General features: G+C 65.9%; 20 protein-coding genes. 12 read left to right on the forward strand and 8 right to left on the reverse strand.

Annotated features, from left to right (window positions below):
- Nucleotides 1–209: 209 nt before the first annotated feature.
- Nucleotides 210–1,012 (forward strand): IS5 family transposase gene (locus tag ACFPLC_RS07755; RefSeq protein ID WP_378195755.1). Its coding sequence is split into 2 segments (ribosomal slippage): nt 210–546 and nt 546–1,012, totalling 804 coding nucleotides; the frame shifts between segments, so codons are not numbered across the junction.
- A gap of 35 nt (nt 1,013–1,047) precedes the next feature.
- On the opposite strand, the gene ACFPLC_RS07760 is transcribed toward ACFPLC_RS07755, so the two are convergent.
- The 4 genes from ACFPLC_RS07760 to ACFPLC_RS07775 form a co-directional block, all read right to left on the reverse strand.
- On the reverse strand, nt 1,048–2,451 hold the full coding sequence (locus ACFPLC_RS07760) for a condensation domain-containing protein (protein WP_378195758.1): 1,404 nt from the start codon (nt 2,449–2,451) through the stop codon (nt 1,048–1,050).
- A 245-nt stretch (nt 2,452–2,696) separates the two neighbouring features.
- Nucleotides 2,697–3,752, reverse strand: a complete 1,056-nt coding sequence (hppD, locus tag ACFPLC_RS07765) for a 4-hydroxyphenylpyruvate dioxygenase (RefSeq protein ID WP_378195761.1) — start codon at nt 3,750–3,752, stop codon at nt 2,697–2,699.
- The gene (locus ACFPLC_RS07770) at nt 3,752–3,964 is read right to left on the reverse strand and encodes an MbtH family protein (RefSeq protein ID WP_378195764.1); all 213 of its coding nucleotides are present in this window, start codon (nt 3,962–3,964) and stop codon (nt 3,752–3,754) included. The genes hppD and ACFPLC_RS07770 overlap by 1 nt, the downstream gene beginning before the upstream one ends.
- A gap of 17 nt (nt 3,965–3,981) precedes the next feature.
- A complete protein-coding gene (locus ACFPLC_RS07775; RefSeq protein WP_378195767.1) occupies nt 3,982–5,736 on the reverse strand; it encodes an amino acid adenylation domain-containing protein in 1,755 nt (584 codons plus the stop codon).
- Between the two features lie 196 nt (nt 5,737–5,932).
- Here ACFPLC_RS07775 and ACFPLC_RS07780 point away from each other — a divergent pair, with 196 nt between their 5' ends.
- Nucleotides 5,933–6,214 (forward strand): hypothetical protein, encoded by a 282-nt coding sequence (locus tag ACFPLC_RS07780; protein ID WP_378235741.1) that lies wholly within the window; start codon nt 5,933–5,935, stop codon nt 6,212–6,214.
- Nucleotides 6,215–6,708: 494 nt separating this feature from the next.
- Here ACFPLC_RS07780 and ACFPLC_RS07785 read toward each other — a convergent pair whose 3' ends face one another.
- From ACFPLC_RS07785 to ACFPLC_RS07800, 4 genes are read right to left on the reverse strand one after another with little or no spacing between them, the layout of a single operon-like run.
- On the reverse strand, nt 6,709–8,073 hold the full coding sequence (locus ACFPLC_RS07785; protein WP_378195773.1) for a nucleotide disphospho-sugar-binding domain-containing protein: 1,365 nt from the start codon (nt 8,071–8,073) through the stop codon (nt 6,709–6,711).
- Between the two features lie 11 nt (nt 8,074–8,084).
- On the reverse strand, nt 8,085–8,927 hold the full coding sequence (locus tag ACFPLC_RS07790; RefSeq protein WP_378195776.1) for an alpha/beta fold hydrolase: 843 nt from the start codon (nt 8,925–8,927) through the stop codon (nt 8,085–8,087).
- Complete coding sequence (locus ACFPLC_RS07795) at nt 8,924–9,682, reverse strand: class I SAM-dependent methyltransferase (RefSeq protein ID WP_378195779.1); 759 nt, start codon at nt 9,680–9,682, stop codon at nt 8,924–8,926. Before ACFPLC_RS07795 ends, ACFPLC_RS07790 begins: the two co-directional genes overlap by 4 nt.
- Nucleotides 9,679–11,343: an MFS transporter gene (locus tag ACFPLC_RS07800; protein WP_378195782.1), complete on the reverse strand. Its 1,665-nt coding sequence runs from the start codon at nt 11,341–11,343 to the stop codon at nt 9,679–9,681. Before ACFPLC_RS07800 ends, ACFPLC_RS07795 begins: the two co-directional genes overlap by 4 nt.
- Before the next feature lie 282 nt (nt 11,344–11,625).
- On the opposite strand from ACFPLC_RS07800, the gene ACFPLC_RS07805 reads away from it, so the two are divergent.
- The 10 genes from ACFPLC_RS07805 to ACFPLC_RS07850 all read left to right on the forward strand — a co-directional run bounded on the left by ACFPLC_RS07805 (nt 11,626) and on the right by ACFPLC_RS07850 (nt 18,913).
- Complete coding sequence (locus ACFPLC_RS07805) at nt 11,626–12,774, forward strand: DegT/DnrJ/EryC1/StrS family aminotransferase (protein ID WP_378195785.1); 1,149 nt, start codon at nt 11,626–11,628, stop codon at nt 12,772–12,774.
- 36 nt (nt 12,775–12,810) lie between these two features.
- On the forward strand, nt 12,811–13,920 hold the full coding sequence (locus ACFPLC_RS07810) for a DegT/DnrJ/EryC1/StrS family aminotransferase (protein ID WP_378195788.1): 1,110 nt from the start codon (nt 12,811–12,813) through the stop codon (nt 13,918–13,920).
- A gap of 27 nt (nt 13,921–13,947) precedes the next feature.
- Nucleotides 13,948–14,580, forward strand: coding sequence for a dTDP-4-dehydrorhamnose 3,5-epimerase family protein (locus ACFPLC_RS07815; protein WP_378195791.1), 633 nt, complete (start codon nt 13,948–13,950; stop codon nt 14,578–14,580).
- Nucleotides 14,581–14,648: 68 nt separating this feature from the next.
- Complete coding sequence (locus ACFPLC_RS07820; RefSeq protein ID WP_378195793.1) at nt 14,649–15,098, forward strand: hypothetical protein; 450 nt, start codon at nt 14,649–14,651, stop codon at nt 15,096–15,098.
- Nucleotides 15,099–15,293: 195 nt separating this feature from the next.
- The gene (locus ACFPLC_RS07825; protein WP_378196001.1) at nt 15,294–15,662 is read left to right on the forward strand and encodes a Tn3 family transposase; all 369 of its coding nucleotides are present in this window, start codon (nt 15,294–15,296) and stop codon (nt 15,660–15,662) included.
- The gene (locus ACFPLC_RS07830) at nt 15,626–15,832 is read left to right on the forward strand and encodes a Tn3 family transposase (RefSeq protein ID WP_378235742.1); all 207 of its coding nucleotides are present in this window, start codon (nt 15,626–15,628) and stop codon (nt 15,830–15,832) included. The genes ACFPLC_RS07825 and ACFPLC_RS07830 overlap by 37 nt, the downstream gene beginning before the upstream one ends.
- 185 nt (nt 15,833–16,017) lie before the next feature.
- Entirely contained in the window at nt 16,018–16,629 is a 612-nt protein-coding gene (locus tag ACFPLC_RS07835; RefSeq protein ID WP_378235743.1) for a PadR family transcriptional regulator, read from the forward strand.
- 174 nt (nt 16,630–16,803) lie between these two features.
- Complete coding sequence (locus ACFPLC_RS07840; RefSeq protein WP_378235745.1) at nt 16,804–17,148, forward strand: DoxX family protein; 345 nt, start codon at nt 16,804–16,806, stop codon at nt 17,146–17,148.
- An 89-nt stretch (nt 17,149–17,237) separates the two neighbouring features.
- Nucleotides 17,238–17,843: a PadR family transcriptional regulator gene (locus tag ACFPLC_RS07845; RefSeq protein ID WP_378195802.1), complete on the forward strand. Its 606-nt coding sequence runs from the start codon at nt 17,238–17,240 to the stop codon at nt 17,841–17,843.
- A 104-nt stretch (nt 17,844–17,947) separates the two neighbouring features.
- Complete coding sequence (locus ACFPLC_RS07850; protein WP_378195805.1) at nt 17,948–18,913, forward strand: ATP-binding cassette domain-containing protein; 966 nt, start codon at nt 17,948–17,950, stop codon at nt 18,911–18,913.
- The last annotated feature ends 4 nt before the right edge of the window (nt 18,914–18,917 follow it).

Raw genomic sequence — 18,917 nt, forward strand, 5'->3', positions numbered from 1 at the left:
CAACGGCGCCGTCCCTGCCGACGAGCCCGGAACTCCGGAACCAACGGCTCCACCAGCACCCACAACTCGTCCGGCACCAACCGCATCGACAACCGATCAACCACGACCCAAGATCATAAAATCCACGTGAGACAGGGGCTAAGGGGTCAGTTCAGAATGAGTCGGCGTGTCGGCGTTGCTGGGAGCGCGGGGCTTTCCAGAATCTTGGTATGCGTGAGGAGGTTCTGACCGACCAGCTGTGGGAGCGGCTGGAGCCGCTCCTTCCGGTACACCCACGGCGGTTCCGCTATCCCGGCCGCAAACGGGCTGACGACCGGGCCGCCCTCGAAGGCATCCTGTACGTCATCCGCACCGGCATCGGCTGGAACCGCCTGCCCACGGCGCTGTTCGGCGCCTCCGGGGCCACCTGCTGGCGACGGCTGACCGAATGGCAGGAGGCCGACATCTGGCAGCAGCTGCACGAACGCCTGCTCGCCGAGCTACGTGCCGCCGGACTGCTGGACCTGTCCGCCGCGCTGGTCGACTCCACCCACCTGCGTGCCCTCAAAGGGGGGACCACACCGGCCCCAGCCCGGTCGACCGGCGCAAGCTTGGCTCCAAGCACCACCTGATCACCGACGCCCACGGCACTCCACTCGCGGTCACGCTCACCGGCGGCCACCGCAACGACGTCACCCAGCTGATCCCGCGGATCGACGCCATCCCGTCGATCCGCGGTGTGGTCGGCAAGCCCCGGCGCCGTCCTCGGCGGCTCTACGCCGACCGCGGCTACGACCACGACAAGTACCGCCGCCCGGTCCGCGCCCGCGGCATCACCCCGCATATCGCCCGCCGCGGCACCGAACACGGCTCCGGCCTCGGCACCATCCGCTGGCCCGTGGAACGCACCTTCGCCTGGTTCAAAAACTTCCGCCGGCTACGCATCCGCACCGAACGACGCGCCGACGTCCATCAAGCCATCCTCAGCCTGGCCTGCTCGATCATCTGCCTCCGCAAACTCATTCTGAACTGACCCCTAAGACACGCTCTTGTCGTCGAATGAGCTCGTCACCGCTCTCCAATCGGCTCGACCGAATTACGCGACGCACTTCGCAGAAGCACCACGCCGTCGGGGCCGGTCACCAAGTTCTTCAGTTCAGCACGGAATTGGCTTACCCACTGCGCGATACTGCTTCGGTCAACGAGCCCGTCCTTGTACGCGATGTTACCGATGAGCTCGCCCGTCGTGTCAATGGTGAGTGTCCACAATACGCCGTCCGGAATATCCGACGTGCGTGATTGTGAGCCGATCCGCCGCCGAATCTCGCTGTACTCCAGGTCCCCCACTCGGGTGCCGTCGAGCGGAAAGGGAAAGGGAAAGACTTGGAAGATGATCGGAACCTCATTGTCCACCGCCATCGGCCGCATGAACTCGGGTGCTTCACCCGGGATCGCCGGAATGTCGTGGACGTAGGCCTCCAGACAGGTGTTTCGAGTGAGCTGCAGCACGTCCCGATACTTGGCGCATGCCGTGACATCCAAGCGGATCGGTACGAAATTGAAGAATAGACCGACCGCCTCGTCGAAACGGCCATATTCACGGCCAGGCGTCAATGTCGGGGTGGCGATGTCCGTCGCCCCGGACAGCCGGTTGACCGCGATCGTGAAAGCGGCGAGGAGCACCATAAAGGAGGACCCACGCACTTCCCTGGCCAGCGCGGACACGCCGGCCATCAGCTCAGCGTCCACTTCGAAACGGTACATGGCTGTTGTCTGCGGCAAGCCCATCGATCGCGGCCGGTCCGCAGGCATGGTCACGGTTTCCCCACCTCGCAGCTTATCCTGCCAGTAACGACGCGACGAATTCTCGGCGGGACCGCCCAATCTCGCAAGCTGCCACGTCGTGAAGTCGCGATACTGCTGCGGCTCTGCGAGCTCATGGCCCCCGTGTCCGGTCCGGGTCGCATATCGGGCCGCGAGATCGCGAAAGATAACCTGCACGGACCACCCGTCCGCGGCCGCATGGTGCACGACGAGCACGAGCAGGGCGTCGTGGTCGTCGAACCGGTTGAGGACCGCGCGAAGTTTTGGTACCGAGGATGCGTCGAAGTCGGCCGTCTCCTCCTCGACAAGCAAGGCGTCGATTCGGCGTCCCCGCTCTTCCGGCTCGATCCCTGGAAGATCCCGAACGGTCAGTTCCGCGGGAGTCGGCTGATGGACGACCTGACACCGCGCTTCCGGATCACGGATGATCACAGAGCGCAACGCATCGTGGCGCACGACGATGTCATCGAGCGCGCGCTGCAATGCCTGCACGTCGACCTGTCCATGGATGCGCCACCCGTGGACGATATGGTGACGAGGACCAAACGGCCCCTCGGCGTCGCCCTGGTCGAGGGCACAGAGGAACTCTTGATTCGCTGACAGCGGCCACCGCTCGCCGGCTCCAGTCGAAGTGTCCATGGTCGTCATGGTTTCTTACCTTCTGGCCAGGTGTTTCGGGCCGGTCGTAGGGTTCGCGGCACCCAGGTGTGCCGGGTATGACTTTCAGGCCTCTACCGCTGATGGCCCAGGAGACCTCGCCGACGTGTCCTTACACAGCGATCAGCTCGCACATCTCAGTCGACCTCAACGCCGGCGGTGCGGCGCTGCTGATCGCGTTGTTGGGTCAACCACGACCAGCGACTGAGTGTGCGAAAGCGGAAACGTGTCATCCCTCATGCTGCGTCCTCGACTGCACCGTGGCTTTGCATGACCGCCTCATAGAGCGCCTTGATGTTTCCGCTCCCGAAGGTTGTCGCGCCAAGGCGTTCGATCAGCTCGACGAAGAAAGTATTGCGCGGGGTGACCGGCTTGGCGAAGATCTGGAACAGCTGCCCGTCATGGTCCTCATCAGCCAGAATGCCACGTACACGCAGATCTTCTATGGAATGCCTTTCCAGGTCAATCCGTTCATCCAAACGGTCGTAGTACTGTCCGGGCGTTGAAAGGAACTGAACACCAGCCGCCTGGACCTGGTCGAACGCCCGCACGATGTCCGGCACCCGGAGCGCCACATGCTGGATCCCCGCACCGGCGTGGTCACGCAGGAAGGTGTCTATCTGGCCTGGCGACTTGGCCAAGTCCGGCTCGATCAGAGTGAAGGTGACGGCGCCGGAGGTACTTTGCACAACCTTGGAATTCATGGATTGTTTGCCAACGAATATCTTCTCCTCGTACACGACGCGGAAGTCGAGTACCTCTTCGTAGAACGCCACGGTGGGATCGAGCTGCCCGCCGGGCAGGCAGACAGCGAAGTGGTCGATAGCAGCAGCGCCGATGTCACGCGCGGAAGGCGAACCGGCCGGGGGAAGCGGTCCGCTCGCGGCGCGCTGCACGAAGGTATGGGCGACATCCGCGAAGGCCAAGATGCTCGCCGTCACTACCCCGTCATCTTCGGTTGGCCCGTGTAGCGGTACAGCGCCGCGACTTACCGCCTCGTGGAACGCAGTCCGAGCGTCGGCCACGCCGAGCCCGATGTCGGCGACTCCGTCTCCGTGTCGGGAGACGTAGATGGCGGCCTGATGGTCAGGGACACGCGGCTCGGTGATCAGCAACCGGATGTCATCGCGCCCAACTCCGACGGTGCGGCTTCGGCCGTCTTCGATCCGCTGGAACTCCGAGAAGGCATAGCCTCGGGTCCACAGGTCCGCCGCTGATGCGGAATCCTCGACGAAGAACCGAACGTGGTCGACCCTCATGCCCGTGTAGACAGAGTTCTGCTCGAGCGCCATCACGCCGCACCCTGCTTGCAGCCAGCACCACGTGGGCGGAGGTCGGTCCAGTTCGTCGCGACGTAACGCAGACAGGACGTGCGATCTGTCGCAGCGAGGGCCACCCGCCAGCCCGCGGGCGGCACCACGAACTCGGGCCAGAGGGAGTGTTGACCGGCTTCGTTGACCAGCACGATGAACTGGCCGTCCTCGCGGTCGAACGGATTCGACATATCCGGAATCCTTCCTGTTAGCTCGCCCTGGCGACCTGGTCGCCGTGCATCGCGGTGATGTGCTGGTCAATGAGCGCGACGGTGGGGATATCGAAGATCTCCACTACGCTGAGCTTCACGCCCAGCTCAGCCTCGATGCGCAACACGAGTCGCGCCGCCTGGAGCGATTGACCGCCCAGATCGAAGAAGCTGTCGTCGAGGCCGACTTGGTCGACATTCAAGGTCTTGCCGAAGATGGCGCACAGCGTTTCCTGACGTGGGCTGAGCGGCGCACGATGTTGCTTGGCCCGGTCGAACTCCGGCTCCGGCAGAGCATCTCGATCCACCTTCCCGTTGGCGGTTACCGGTATCGCGTCGATGGCGGTGAACGCGGCGGGCACCATGTAATCGGGCAGCGCCCTGGCCAGGTGGGTGCGCAGCCCGCCGAAGTCGACGCCGCCCGCACAGGGGACGAAGTAGGCGGCCAACCGCTGATCCTCGTCGCTCGAGGTGCCGACGACCACCGCGTCCGCCACGGCCGGATGCGTTCGAAGTGCGGCCTCGACCTCTCCCAGCTCGACCCGGAAGCCACGGATCTTGATCTGCTGGTCAGCCCGCCCGAGGAACTCGAGCGAGCCGCCGGCGGTCTGCCGGACCAGATCACCGGTACGAAACATCCGCTCGCCTGGAGCACCGAACGGGTCCGCGACGAACCGCTCCGCAGTGAGATCAGGGCGTTCGACATACCCCCGCGCCAGGCACCCGCCCGCAACGTACAGTTCGCCGACTCCGCCTTCGGCTACTCGGTTCAAGCTCTCATCGAGCACGTAAAGTCGCTTGTCATCGAGAGCCTGACCGAGCGGGACGAAAGCACCGACCTGCGCGTCCTGCGTCAACGGCAGCTGGGTGGCGAACAGAGTGGTCTCAGTCTGTCCGTACATCACTCTGACCCGGATATCCGGATTTGCGGAAAGGATCCGACGTACCGCCTCTGGCGAGACGACGTCACCACCGGTCATGACTTCACGCACGGATGAAAGACAGGTGGGATCCTCCTCGGCAACGAGCCTGAAGAGCCCCGATGTCAAGTGAACCGCGGTCGCGTCGCCCCGCCTGAGATCGTCGCGCAGCGCGTCGATGTCGAACTCGCCCGGGTGTGCCAGGACAATTTGTCCACCGCGCAACAACGGTGCCCACAATTCAAACGTTGACATTCCGAATGCATACGGCGCGATCATGAGAATCCGACTGAACACTGGATCGTTCCAGGTCTGGTCTTCGATGAGCCCGATCACACTGCGGTGAGAAACTCCGACACCTTTAGGCGCGCCACCCGATCCCGAAGTGAAGAGAACGTAGGCAAGCTGGTCCTCAGCCACCGAAACCACCGGTTCGGACTCTTGCGTTTGTTCAGCGTCACTGGCCGTGATCACCTCGCCGAAGCTGGACAGCGTGGCCGCGGGCGTCGAACCGTCGGTGATCACCATCCGCACCTTGAGCTGGTCGCTGATCGACCGCAGTCGCTCCGTCGGCATCGTTGTGGCCAGGGGCACATACGTGGCGCCCGCCTTGATCACCGCGAGTGTCGCAACGACCAGGTCGAACGACCGGCCGGAACAGACCGCTACGGGCTCCTCTGCTTCCACTCCACGCTCGATCAGGAGGTTGGCCAAGCGATTGGCCCGGCGGTTCAGTTCATCGAAGGTCAGAAACCCGTCGGCTGACCGCACGGCAACCGCTTCGGGCCGCCGGCGAACCTGATTCAAAAAGGTCTCTGGCAGTGTAGAGGCCATATCGAAGCTCCCATCGGCATATTTCCCGGCGCGGCAGGACTGCCGGTCTGCACAAGTCCATGCCGCTCCGGCCTGCCCTACTCTGTGAGTCTTCCAGCCGCCGACGAAGGCTGCGTCTTCGATATTGCGACCAAGCCAACACATCCAGCGTGGTTTGAAGGGTGAATCCCGTCGCTGTTGACCGTGGAGACGCAGCGTGCAACGGAGCAAGGTCGAGTTGTTCGCGGCGATCCGGCGGGACTCGAGGATCGAGGGCTTGCCGGTTCCGAAGCCGCGGAAGAAGCAGCCGCCGCGTCGGTCTCGGCTGGATCCGTTCAAGTCGGCGGTTGACGCGATGTTGCGTGCGGATCTGGACGCTCCTCGCAAGCAGCGGCACACCGCGAGGCGGATCTTCGATCGGCTGGTCGCTGAGCACGAGATGTATGCGACGGTGCCGGACTACGTGGGCCGGCGCCGCGCCGAGGTCCGGCGCCCGTGACCCCAGACTCAAGATCCAGAAGTGGGGCCAACACTCACACGCACAATCACCCAGCGCCTATCCGTCGGATCGCGCAAAGCGCGACAAGTCTCCCCGGAAATGATCGCGCCCTGTCCTCCACGAGTGAACTTCGATTATCACAACGCTGTTCGCGGCACCACGTGGGTCGGGCGGGGCAAGCCGTCCGGCCTGCCCCGCCCATGTCGGTAAGCACTACCCTCAGGTACGTGCCGACTCGCCCTCACCCTTGGGCGAGCCGACCCCTGGCGGTGGCTCTGGCTTGAATTTCTCCATCAACAACGCGGTGCAATGCCGGCGGTCACGTCACTTTGCACTGATCGGACGGCCAGAGTGACCGGCAGCGCCAGTCCGAATGCGCCGCCGAGACACCCTTGCGTTTCAGTCGAATCGTTGCCTGAAAACTCCGATTCTCCCGCCCCGCAAGGGCTGCCAGACACCGATGTCTGCTCACTCCTGGGAGTCGAGATCCACAATCAGCGTTCCTGGGCGAGTTTCTCGAGCCACGGCACGAGTTGTGCGGGAGTCGGTGTCGACGCCCACTCCTCCTCCCGAAGTCGGAGCGCAGCATCGCGCACTTTGGGGTCCTCGACGACGCGACGCAGCATCGAGCGGATCTCGGAGATTGACTGCTTCTGGTGGTCGAGTCGGCTCCCCGCACCCCGGTCGGCCAGGTAGTTCGCTGTGAGGGTCGAGTAGCCTTGTTTGGGCGACGTTCGATCCCACTCGACGCCGTCGGGGGTCGCGCGGCCGAAGAACCGCGTCGGCTCGTCGGTGTCGCACACTATCTGCGGTACAGCATGGGCGATACCAGCTATGACGGTCCCGAAGCTCCCGTGGTTGACCAGCGCGGAGCAGGTCGGCAGCAGTTGTGACAAGGGGACGTAGTCCATGGCGCGAACGTTGTCCGGCAGCGTCTCGACCTGGTCGGAGAGCTGGTCCTTGTTGAGGGTTGCGATCACCTCAACGTCCAGCCCGTCCACCGCCTCGAGCAGCGCCGGGATCCGGCCCGTGCTGTCGCCCTTGTCGACGGCCCGGGCGGAGACCCCGAGACTGATCGCCACTCGCGGTCGCGTCGGTTCGGCCCGCAACCAGTGCTGGGACACGTTCCCGCCGCTGTAGGGCAGGTACCGGACGGGAACGGTGGGAGTCCGGGTGGGTAGCCGCATGCCCGCGGGGATCGGATCGAGCGTCGCCTGCCCCATCAGCAGCTCGTCGTCGACCGTCACGCCGTGGTGCTCGGCCAGCGGTTGCATCGCCTCCGCCAGCATGCTCGGCAGTCCCCTGCTCACGAACCGCTCGTGAGCCCACGCTGTGTAGTCGGGAGAGATGAGGGTACGGACATGGGCCGCTCCGCTCGCCTTGGCTGCGACCGCGCCGCAGGGGAACCACGGCTCCCACAGCACGAGATCCGGGCGCCAGTCTTTCGCGAAAGCGACGATCTCGTCGATGTCCTCGCGCGGCCGCGGCGGTTGGTAGTTCCGGATGGCGAGGATCGCGTAGTGGTAGAAGACGTCCCACATGTCACGCTCGACGCGCTCGTGCACGGACAACGCCCGCACGTATCGCTCGGTCTCCTCTGGGTTCGGGAGCACGTCGGCGAAGTCCGGGTCGTCGCAATCGTGTACCGCCAGCGGTGTCGGCGGCCCACAGGGTACAGCGACGATGCCGGACTCCGTTACGCGCTGCGCGAAGTCCGTGGATATGATGCCGGTGGGGGAGGGGAATCCGGACGGCGCCACCACCCGCACGTCGTGACCCGCGCTCTGCAACGCCCACGCGTAGGGTACGAGCGGCCAGAAGTGAGCGGGCGCCGGAAAGCACGTGATCATGACACGCATGGCTTCTCCATTCACATGGTTGTGCGGGCAGGGGACTCGTCGAGCAGGAAGTCGCCGATCGGGCCCTTCAGCTTCTCGGCGTCGATGACGTGCGGTCCTTCGGCGACGACGCCGCGCTGTGCCGAGGGGACACAGGCGACGACGGCGTCGGCCGCCTCACCGAAGAAGTTCGGTCGGAGCTCGCTCATTGTCGGGTGGTCCTGCGACGCGCTGCCGTTGAGCACGAGCGTGGGCACGCCGATCCGTGAGAATCGCTCGGCCGGTGGCTGATTGGTGGTCCCCATGCAGGCGGCGTCGTAAGGGAGCGTATGAGCCAGACTGATCAGGTGTGACCACTTCGCATGCTTCCTTGCTCGCCGCACCGACTCCTCCGGCGAACCCCAAGTGCGCATCGAGAGCTCGAATGCCTCGCCCCGCCGGCCCTCGTCGAGCAAGGCCCGTACGCGCTGTATGTACCGACGGTGCTGAACCTCCGCGTCCGCACCCATGTCGTAGGGCAAGTCGTAGACGACCAGCCTGTTCATCGCGACACCGGCCGCCGCTGCCTCCAACGCCAGCGCCCCACCTGAGCACGCCCCGAAGACATGGGTCGACCCGCCGGCTTCGTCGATCACCGCGGCCAGGTCCTCGATCTCGCGGCGAACGGCGTAGGGTGCGACGTCCCCGCTGTCGCCCCGGCCGCGCCGCGCGTAGTTGTAGACGGTGAACCGCGACGCGAGTTCGAGACCGAGCGGAGCGTTCTCGGTGCCGTCGTCCATCGCTCCACACACGAGCACCACGGCGGGACCACTGCCGAAGCGCTCGTACGCGATCCGCGTCCCGTCCAGGGAGCGCACTGTACCGAAGGTGCTCATGACGGCTCCCCCTCGCCTTGGCGCAAGGCCTGGGTTTCGGTGCTGGAACCCTTGACTCCGACGAAGATGCCCCGCCCGTTGATGCCTTCGGCGGAGTACGTTGCGGGGCAGCCGGCTTCATCGAAGGCCTGCAGGTACTCATCCCGGGTGAAGAGCATGAGTTCGTGGACCTGGGTGACCTCCCGGATCCCTTCGGCGCGGGCGATGAGGTACCGGGACTCGAGCCGCGAGTGACGACCTTGACTCGAGGTGTGCGATACCCGAGCGATTGCACTCCCCTCGATATGCCCCGAGTCGGCGGCGAGGTACCCGTCGAGGAAATTTTCGGGGAACCACCAGGGCTCGACGACGAGCACGCCGCCGGGAACCAAGTGGTCGGCCATCGCCTGGATCGCCGCACGGAGTTCCTCGCGGCTCTCGACGTACCCAATGGCATGGAACAGGCAGGTGACGGCGTCGAACCGGCGCGGCAGCCGGAAGTTGCGCATGTCGCCGCGGTGCACCCGGGACGGGAAGCGGTCCCATGCGCGCCGCAACATCGGCTCCGAGAGCTCGACCCCCTCGACGTCGCCCACCAGCTCTGCGAACGTCTCCAGGTGGGCTCCTGTCCCGCAGGCCACGTCGAGCAACGATCCGGCGTGCGGATACCGCTCGCGCACGAGTGCGACGACCGCCTCGGCCTCACGCACCCAGTCCTTGCCACGGGCCTGGTAGACCGTCTCGTAGATGTCGACGAAATCGGCTCCGTACGTCATCGGCTCGTCCGCGAGTGCTCGGTGTCTTCAGCGCCGTCGATGCCCTGCTCGTCCACGAGGTCGCGAATAGTGCCGCGGTCGTCGGCCGACGCATCCGTATCCGTGGGCGAGGCGGTGCCGGCATCGTCGGCCCCATCCTTGCCGTCCCCGTGGGCTGGGACGTGGCGCAGCGAGATGCCCGCGACGACTGCGAGAACGAGCGCGACTACACCCCCGAAGGCGGCGGCCACGTTGAGCCCATCGGTGAACGCCTCGGCCGCCCTACGCGCCAGCTCCTCGCCGGCCGGCCCTGGAGTACCTTGGGCCACCGACATCGCGCCGGCGACGCTCTCCCGTGCGGTCGATGCGGCGTCGACGTCGACGCCCGGAACAGGGTCACTGAAGGCGCTGCGGTAAATGGCCGCGGCGATGCTGCCTGTCAAGGCAATGCCGAGGGAGACACCGAAGTCGCCACTGGTCTCTGAGACAGCAGCCGCCGAGCCCGCCTTCTCCGGCGGAGCCGAAGTCATGATGAGCCCGGCTCCCAATGCGCCCGCCGGACCGGACCCCAGCGACGCCACCATGAACCCGGACATGAGCAGGGCCACGCCGCTCTCCGGGCCGACCTGGGTCACCGCGACGAGCCCGAGCACCGAGATGATCATGCCCGCAACGATCACTTTGCCCGGCGGGATGCGGCGCGTGAACGCCGGGGCCAGCATGGACCCGACCATGCCCGCGAACGTGGGGGCGATCAGCCACAAGCCCGTCGAGAGCGGGGAGTAACCGGCCACCGATTGGAGGTACAGCGCGACGAGGAAGGCGTACCCGGACATGATCCCCATCAGCAACATGAGGGTCGCTGCCGAGGCGAAGACCCGGTTGCGGAACAGCGAGACGTCGAGGAGCGGCTCGGCGAGACGACTCTGCCGCCGCACGAATATCACGCCCGCGAGTACCCCAACGACGAGGGCAACGACGGCGACGCCCGTGAGGCCGTTCTTGGCGATCTCCTTCACGCCGTAGACGAACGGGAGGATCGCGACGAGCGAGAGTGCGACGCTGAGCAGGTCAATGCGGCCGCGGATCTCGCCGCCCCGCGCCTCGGGCAGCAGGAAAGGAGCGGCCACCACCAGGAGGACCATCACAGGTACTGGGAGGAGGAGCGTCGAGCCCCACCAGAAGTGCTCGAGCAGGACGCCGCCGACGACCGGGCCGAGCGCGATACCGCCCATGAAGCAGCTCATATAGGCGCCGATGGCCATGGCATGGCGCCGCTTGTCAGTGAACAGGCTGTTGAGGAGCGCCAGCGTCGAAGGCATGAGAGTCGCTCCGGCGATGCCGAGTACACCACGCGCCGCGATCAGCACCTCGATGCTCGGCGAGTACGCGGCCACCGCCGACAACACGGCGAACGCGCTCGCCCCAATCAGAAGCAGGCGCCGACGTCCGATGCGATCACCGAGATTCCCCATGGTGATCAGGAGTGCGGCGACCACGAAACCGTAGAGGTCCAGAGCCCACAACTGCTCCGTCGAGTTTGCACCAAGATCTACCGACAGAGCCGGCACCGCCACGTACAGAATGCTGAGATCCATGGCCATCATCAGCGTCGGCAGCGCCAGGATGACGAGCCCGAATACCGCTCGTTTCCCGTGCTCGCTTGGGGTTACTTCGGCCACGAGTACTCCTCCGATAGTGTCGGACGTTGGTCGATTCGCATCGCGCCACGCCGAAAGGCCGTTCCCTCAAATATTTATTAAAAAGAGTAACACGGTCCATCGGACGGCGAAACGGAGAATTCCACGAACCGAACCTGGACCTATCCCACCGGTTTCGTGAGATTCTCATAGTCGGCGAGTGCACGGCAGCCTGGTCCCGGGCAACGGTGATCTGCATACTCATTATCCACAGACGAAAAGGACCAGCCACCGGCTGGGGACGTCGGAGTACAGGAGGCCTCGGTGATCAGAATCTTCCAGCCGACAGTGGGCGAGGACGAACTTGCCGCGCTCGCAGAGGTCTTCGACTCGGCCTGGTTGGGCAAGGGTCCTCGGGCGGATGCTTTCGAGCAGGCGTTCGCCGGGCACCTCGATGTCGACGCCGAACAAGTGACCTCGATCAGTTCGTGCACGGCAGGCCTGTTCATCGCTGCGAAGCTCGCCGACCTCGGACCGGACTGTGAGGCAGTGCTGCCGACCGTCAGCTACGTCGCCGCGGGCAATGCGGTGGCCGCGACCGGTGCGCGTCCTGTCTTCTGCGATGTCGACGAGCGGACTCTGAACCCGACCGTGGACGACGTCGAGGCAGCACTGACCCCGCGGACCCGGGCAGTGGTCCTCCTGCATTACGGAGGCTACCCGGGCGATGTCGTCGAGATCGCCCGTCTGTGCCGGGAGCGCGGCATCCTGCTCATCGAGGATTCGGCCTGCTCGGTCGCGTCGCGCGCAGGCGAGCAGGCGTGTGGAACCGTGGGCGATATCGGGCTGTGGAGCTTCGACAGCATGAAGATTCTGGTCACCGGCGACGGTGGCATGCTGTGGGCCCGCGACCCCGAGATGGTCGAGCGCGCCAGGAAGCTGGCGTACCTGGGGCTGGAACAGTTCAGCGGGCTGTCGCAAGCACCCCTGGTCGACTCGCGCTGGTGGGAGTTCGAGGTCTCGTCGTTCTCCGGCCGCTCGGTCATGAATGACATGCAGGCGGCGATGGGGCTGGTGCAGCTCCCCAAGGTGGAGGCATTCGTCAAGCGCCGCAGGGCGGTCGCCGAATTCTACGACCGCGAACTCGTCGACTTGACCGGTGTTCACACTCCCCCGCCGCTCCCCGCCGACCACCGGTCGTCCTATTACCTGTATTGGGTCCAGATGGAGACCGAGGTGCGCGACCGGGTGGCGAAAACGCTCCTCGACCGCGGCATCTACACCACCTTCCGCTACCCGGCACTGCACCGTGTCCGGGCTTACGGATCGACGGCGAGCCTGCCCCGCGGCGAGCGCGCTGTCGACCGGACGCTCTGCCTGCCCCTGCACCAGGCGCTGACCGACGCTGACGTAGAACGCATTGCCGCGGAGTTCCGCAATGCGGTGTCGTCGGCCTCCGCGAACTCGCGATAAGACGCCCCGCGACCGATAGCAGAAATGGAGTTGACGATGACGGTCCACGTATGGGGCTATCTCGACGAGTACCAGCAGGAGCGCGAGGAGATACTCGAGTGTGTCGACACGGTCTTCAGCTCCGGAAAGCTCATCCTCGGCAAGAGCGTGCACATGTTCGAGCAGGAGTTCGCCGATTACCATAGCGTCGCGCACTGCGTAGGCGTCGACAACGGCACGAACGCCATCAAGCTTGCGCTGGAGGCGTTGGGCATCGGTCCGGGAGACGAAGTCATCACCGTGTCCAATACCGCGGCTCCCACCGTTGTCGCAATCGTGTCGACAGGTGCGACACCGGTCTTCGTCGACGTCCGCGAGGACGACTTCCTGATGGACACGACCCTCATCAGTGCTGCGATCACGGCTCGGACCAAGGCGATCGTCCCGGTCCATCTCTACGGACAGTGCGTCGACATGGCCGCCGTGAGCGCGATCGCCCGTGAGCACGGACTGGCCGTGGTCGAGGACTGCGCCCAGGCCCACGGCGCCCGCCAGCATGGACATCTTGCCGGTACTTGGGGGGATGCCTCCAGCTTCTCGTTCTATCCGACCAAGGTCCTCGGTGCGTACGGCGACGGCGGTGCGGTGCTGACGCCGAACGAGGAGACCGACCGTGCACTGCGCCGCTTGCGCTTCTACGGCATGGAGTCCGACTACCACACCGTCGCGACGCCGGCGCACAACAGTCGGCTCGACGAAGTGCACGCCGAGATCTTGCGGAAGAAGCTCACCCGGCTGGATCGCTACATCGACCAACGACGCGCGGTCGCAGCGCGCTACGGGCGCGATCTCGGCGATACCGCACTGACGCTGCCGTCGACCGTGAAGGGAAACGAGCACGTCTATTACGTCTACGTAGTGAGGCACCCGGCACGCGATTCGATCATCGCGGCGATGCAGGAGCATGGTGTTCAGCTGAACGTCAGCTACCGGTGGCCGGTTCACCTGATGACGGGGTTCGCCCATCTCGGGTACCGAGAGGGCTCGCTACCGGTAACGGAGAAACTCGCGGGCGAGATCTTTTCCCTGCCGATGTTTGCTTCGCTGCGGCGCGACGATCAGGACCACACCGTCGAAGCCCTTCGTGACGTGCTGGGAAGAATCTGAGACGGCTCGACGAAAGGGAGTAGACACGTGGAGATCCGAGAACTGGCTGTCGAGGGTGCGCTCGAGTTCACGCCCTCGGCGTACCCCGACGAGCGGGGGCTCTTCGTGGCACCGTTCCAGGGACCCGCACTCGCCCAGGCGCGGGGCCAGGGCACGTTTCCCGTGCGACAGGCCAACCAGAGCCGGTCCCGGCGCGGGGCGCTCCGCGGGGTCCACTACACCCGAACGCCGCCCGGAGTCGCGAAGTATGTGAGCTGCGCCCACGGCAGCGCCCTGGACATCGTCGTCGATCTGCGCGTGGGCTCACCGACCTACGGACGGTGGGAGTGCGTCGAGATGAACCAGGAATCGTTCCGGTCGGTGTACTTCCCTGTGGGGGTCGGACACGCCTTCATCGCCCTCGAGGACGATACGGTGATGTCCTACATGCTGAATGGCAGCTACGTCGCCGAGAACGAACTCGCGGTCTCGGCGCTGGACCCTCGATTGGCGCTACCGATCCCGGACGGGCTGGAGATGATCCTCTCGCCCCGGGACCGGGACGCCATCTCGCTCGAGGACGCCGCCCGGCAGGGACTGTTGCCCGAGTACGCCCGGTGCGTCCAGCTCGACGCCGAGCTGCGGCGAGAGGGCGGCAGCGAGTATCTCAAGTCCGCCTGAGCATCAGCGCCTCACAGCGCGACCGCAGTTGGTACCCGAGTTCAAGACCAAGGGCGCGGGGAGGAGGCGTGCACCGTGCGGACCACGCTGCGCGCCTCCTCCCCGGGCACTGCCGACGCGGGCTGGTCCCGCTGCTGGATATGCTGGAGTTTCGCAGCAACAACACCGTGCACCGGCCGGTGATCGAGGCGTTGGCGCTGATCCGCCGGTACGCGACAGCGGGGAACCTGACCTACTACCCGCTCGGGGAGACGGTGCCGGAGCACCGCGGCACATCTGGTGACTGGTCAAGCCTGATCTATCGCACCGACACCCGAGGACGGGAACGGGTGGTTCGGATGGTGTACGAGGTTGCCACGTTCCAAGCGGCGCGGGAGCTGTTGCGGTGCAAAGAGATCTGGGTGGTCGGCGCTGAGGCGTGGCGCAACCCTGAACAGGATCTGCCGGCCGACTGCGCCCAGCGCGGGCGTCCGGGCCGATCACCTTGTCCAAGCACGAGGCGGCACCGGAGCCGGTGAGTCTGCGCCGGCTGAAGGCCGAGGTCGGCCGGAGATGGGGCACCGTCGCGCTGATCGACGTGGTGAAAGAGACGGTGCTTGCGCACCGGTTGCCTGGACCAGGTCAGCGCCGTCGCCGTCGGCGGCGCGCTGCCGGTCGACGTGCTCGGCGAGCGGCTGATGCCGGCGCTCTAGACCTACGGCACCAACACCGGCATCCGCGCGGTCGCCGCCGGCGGCGGGCATGCCCACAGCGAGGGAACAGCTGCGCACGTCCGGCGCCGCTACGTGACCCGCGAGGCCGCCGCTCAGGTCGCCGTCGCGATCGCGAACGCCACCTTCGCGTCGCGGCGGGAGTCGCTGTGGGGGCCTGGGTCGACCACGGTCGCCTCCGCCCCGACCGACTTCAGCTCCTGGGATCAGAACATCTTCACCGAGTGGCACTCCCGCTACGGAGGCCGCGGCACCCTGATCTACTGGCACGTGGAACGCGGCTCGATGGTGGTGCACTCCCAGCGCTGCGGGCGTCGGCCTCGGAGGTGCACGCGATGGTCGAGGGCGCGGTCCGGCACGGCAACACCATGAGCGTGGAGAGCAACTACGTCGACTCCCACGGCCAGTCCGAGATCGTCTTCGGCATCACCCGGCCGTTGGGTTTGGCCTGCTGCGCCGGATCAAGGCGACTAACAAGATTCGCCTCAACCGACCGGTCGCCGGGCAGCCGGAGGCCTACCCGCGGCTGGGACCGGCACTGACCCGTCCAATCCGGTGGCACCTGATCGGTCAGCAGCCCGCATCGGGTTCGGCGTGCTCACCGCGGTCAGTACCGGGATGCTCATATGCTAGAGCCTACAAGTGAGTGAACCGAGCGCAGGCAGCGCTTGCGCTGGCTGCCGAGGCGATTGAACTTGTCGAGCAGCGCGGAGCGAGTCCGAGCAGATTGAGCGGAGGTGGGCGCATGTCGGCGACGAAGCTCCTGGTGCTGGGTATCGTGCACCTTTCCGGCGGCGCGCATGGCTACCAGGTGCGGTCCGAACTGCAGAGCTGGCATGCGGAAACCTGGGCCAAGATCAAGCCCGGCTCGATCTATCACGCGCTGAAGAAGGCGGCGGCCGATGGCCTCCTCACCGAACACGCCGAGCCGGGCAACTCCGGGCCCGAGCGCGTTCTGTACCGCGCGACAGCTCGGGGACGTGACGAGATCGTCGAACTGGTCCGCGACGGCCTGCGGCGCACCCACGACCCGGACATGCTCAACGCGGCCATCGCCATGTTGCCCATGCTGACCAGGTCAGATGCCATCGCGCACGTGAGCGAGCGCGTCGCACGACTGGAAGCGGAGCTCGTAGTGCAGGCCGAGGGGTGGGAGAACCCGAACCCCGGCATTCCCGAGCACGTCCGCGAGCAGGCCGAACTGTGGGCGGGACACGCACGCACCGAGCTGGAGTGGGCGAAGAGCCTGAGCAAACGACTGTCCGAGGGCGCCTACACCATGGCCGATGACCCGGGCTCGTGGCGAACGGTCCCCGATCCCCTCGAGATGCACTTCTAATCAAACTTGACTAGACGCTCCTCCTCGTGGCACTCTGACCAAGTAATCAAACTTGACTAGGCTCGACCAACCCGTTCGCCAACAGAAGGAGGCAGTGCGATGAGCACCACAGTGCACACCAACGCTCCGGCGATCACCCGCAAGCTTGGCCGCGCAACCAACGTCGGTTTGTGGGTGCTGCAGACAGGCCTGGCCCTCCAGTTCGCCGGGGGCGGCATCATGAAGGTCACCGGCACACCCGTCATGGTTGAAATGTTCACCGAGATCGGAGCGGGTCAGTGGCTGCGCTACGTGGTCGGCGCCCTGGAGATCGCCGGCGCGGTCGGGCTGCTGATCCCGCTGCTCTCGAGCCTCGCCGCTCTCGGGCTGGCCGCCGTGGTGGTCGGCGCGGCCATCACCAACGTGTTCCTTCTGGAGGAGAGCCCGTGGCTGCCACTGGCCCTCCTGGTCGGGGCTGCGGTGATCGCCTGGGCTCGCAGATCCCGTACCTCAAGCCTGGTCGACATGCTCCGACGTTGACGGACACGCATCGAGAAGTGGAGCGGAGCCATGAACGAGAGGACACTCCGCGTGACGTCCGCCGACGGCACATTCAGCAGAGTGGGCGCGTGTCGGCGACCAAGCTCCTGGTACTCGGTATCGTGCACATCTCCGGCGGCGCGCACGGCTACCAGGTGCGGTCCGAACTGCAGAGCTGGCGCGCGGAAACCTGGGCCAAGATCAAGCCCGGCTCGATCTATCACGCACTGAAGAAAGCGGCGGCCGATGGCCTCCTCACCGAACACGCCGAGCCGGGCAACTCCGGCCCGGAACGCGTTCTCTACCGCGCGACAGCTCGAGGACGTGACGAGATCGTCGAACTGGTCCGCGACGGCCTGCGGCGCACCCACGACCCGGACATGCTCAACGCGGCCATCGCCATGTTGCCCATGCTGACCAGGTCAGATGCCATCGCGCACGTTGGCGAGCGCGTCGCGCGCCTGGAAGCGGAGCTCGTCGTGCGGGCCGAGTGGCAGGAGCACCCCCATCGGGACATCCCCGAGCACATCCCCGAGCACGTCCGCGAGCAGGCCGAACTGTGGGCGGGACACGCACGCACCGAACTGGAGTGGGCGAAGAGCCTCAGCAAACGACTGTCCGAGGGCGCCTACACCATGGCCGACGATCCGGGTTCGTGGCAAACGGTCCCCGATCCCCTCAAGATGCACCTCTAATCAAACTTGACTAGACGCTCCTCCCTGTGCCACTCTGACCAAGTAATCAAACTTGACTAGGCTCAACTAATCCGTCCGCACCACCGAGAGAAGGACTCGAACCCATGGGAAAACTCGCGATCGAGACGAGAGGGTTGAAGAAGAGCTTCGGCGAGACCCACGCGGTCGCCGGTGTCGACCTGTCCGTGAGCGCCGGGAGCGTGTTTGGCGTGCTCGGTCCGAACGGGGCGGGCAAAACCACCACGATCCGCATGCTGGCCACGCTCCTGCAGCCCGACGCCGGAGAGGCGCAGGTGCTCGGCTACGACGTCGTGCGTGACGCCCAGGCGGTGCGAAGCAGGGTGGGCCTCACCGGGCAGTACGCGTCGGTCGACGAGGACCTCACCGGGGCGGAGAACCTGTTGCTGCTCGCCAGGCTGCTCGGCTACTCACGTCACCGAGGCAAGGAGCGGGCGGCCGACCTGCTCGACGCGTTCGGCCTTGCCGAGGCGGCCGACCGGCAGGTGAAGAAGTACTCCGGCGGGATGCGTCGGCGCATCGACATCGCGGCGAGCCTGGTCGTCCCCCCCGAACTGATCTTCCTCGACGAGCCCACGACCGGGCTCGACCCGCGCAGCAGGAACCAGGTCTGGGAGATCGTCAGGGGCATGGTCGCCCAGGGCACCACCGTGTTGCTGACCACGCAGTACCTCGACGAGGCCGACCAGCTGGCCGACCGGATAGCGGTGATCGACCACGGGAAGGTGATCGCCGAGGGCTCGAGCGGCCAGCTCAAAGCATCGGTCGGCGCCGGCTCGCTGCACGTACGGCTACGTGCGCCCGAGCAGCGGGCCGACGCCGAACGGGTCCTCGCCGCCGCGCTCGACGAGCCGGTCGAGCTCTCCGCTGACCCGGCCGCGCTGTCCGCAAGGATCTCCGACCCCGAACGGGTCGCCCGTTCCCTGGCCGAACTGTCCCGCAGCGGCATCGACGTCACCGAGTTCGCGCTCGGTCAGCCGAGCCTGGACGAGGTGTTCCTCACCCTGACCGGACGCGCCGCCGAAAAGACTCCCGAGGAGGAAGCCGCATGACCAC

This window comes from Amycolatopsis plumensis, from assembly GCF_042652605.1.
Classification (GTDB): domain Bacteria; phylum Actinomycetota; class Actinomycetes; order Mycobacteriales; family Pseudonocardiaceae; genus Amycolatopsis; species Amycolatopsis plumensis.

Bases quoted from the DNA above. Each gene is read 5' to 3' on its own strand.
- ACFPLC_RS07760 (WP_378195758.1), bottom strand. From the start codon at position 2,451: ATGACGACCATGGACACTTCGACTGGAGCCGGCGAGCGGTGGCCGCTG.
- ACFPLC_RS07785 (WP_378195773.1), bottom strand. From the start codon at position 8,073: ATGCGTGTCATGATCACGTGCTTTCCGGCGCCCGCTCACTTCTGGCCG.
- hppD (WP_378195761.1), bottom strand. From the start codon at position 3,752: ATGGCGCTCGAGCAGAACTCTGTCTACACGGGCATGAGGGTCGACCAC.
- ACFPLC_RS07790 (WP_378195776.1), bottom strand. From the start codon at position 8,927: ATGAGCACCTTCGGTACAGTGCGCTCCCTGGACGGGACGCGGATCGCG.
- ACFPLC_RS07775 (WP_378195767.1), bottom strand. From the start codon at position 5,736: ATGGCCTCTACACTGCCAGAGACCTTTTTGAATCAGGTTCGCCGGCGG.
- ACFPLC_RS07795 (WP_378195779.1), bottom strand. From the start codon at position 9,682: ATGACGTACGGAGCCGATTTCGTCGACATCTACGAGACGGTCTACCAG.
- ACFPLC_RS07830 (WP_378235742.1), top strand. From the start codon at position 15,626: ATGGTCGAGGGCGCGGTCCGGCACGGCAACACCATGAGCGTGGAGAGC.
- ACFPLC_RS07810 (WP_378195788.1), top strand. From the start codon at position 12,811: ATGACGGTCCACGTATGGGGCTATCTCGACGAGTACCAGCAGGAGCGC.
- ACFPLC_RS07770 (WP_378195764.1), bottom strand. From the start codon at position 3,964: ATGTCGAATCCGTTCGACCGCGAGGACGGCCAGTTCATCGTGCTGGTC.
- ACFPLC_RS07850 (WP_378195805.1), top strand. From the start codon at position 17,948: ATGGGAAAACTCGCGATCGAGACGAGAGGGTTGAAGAAGAGCTTCGGC.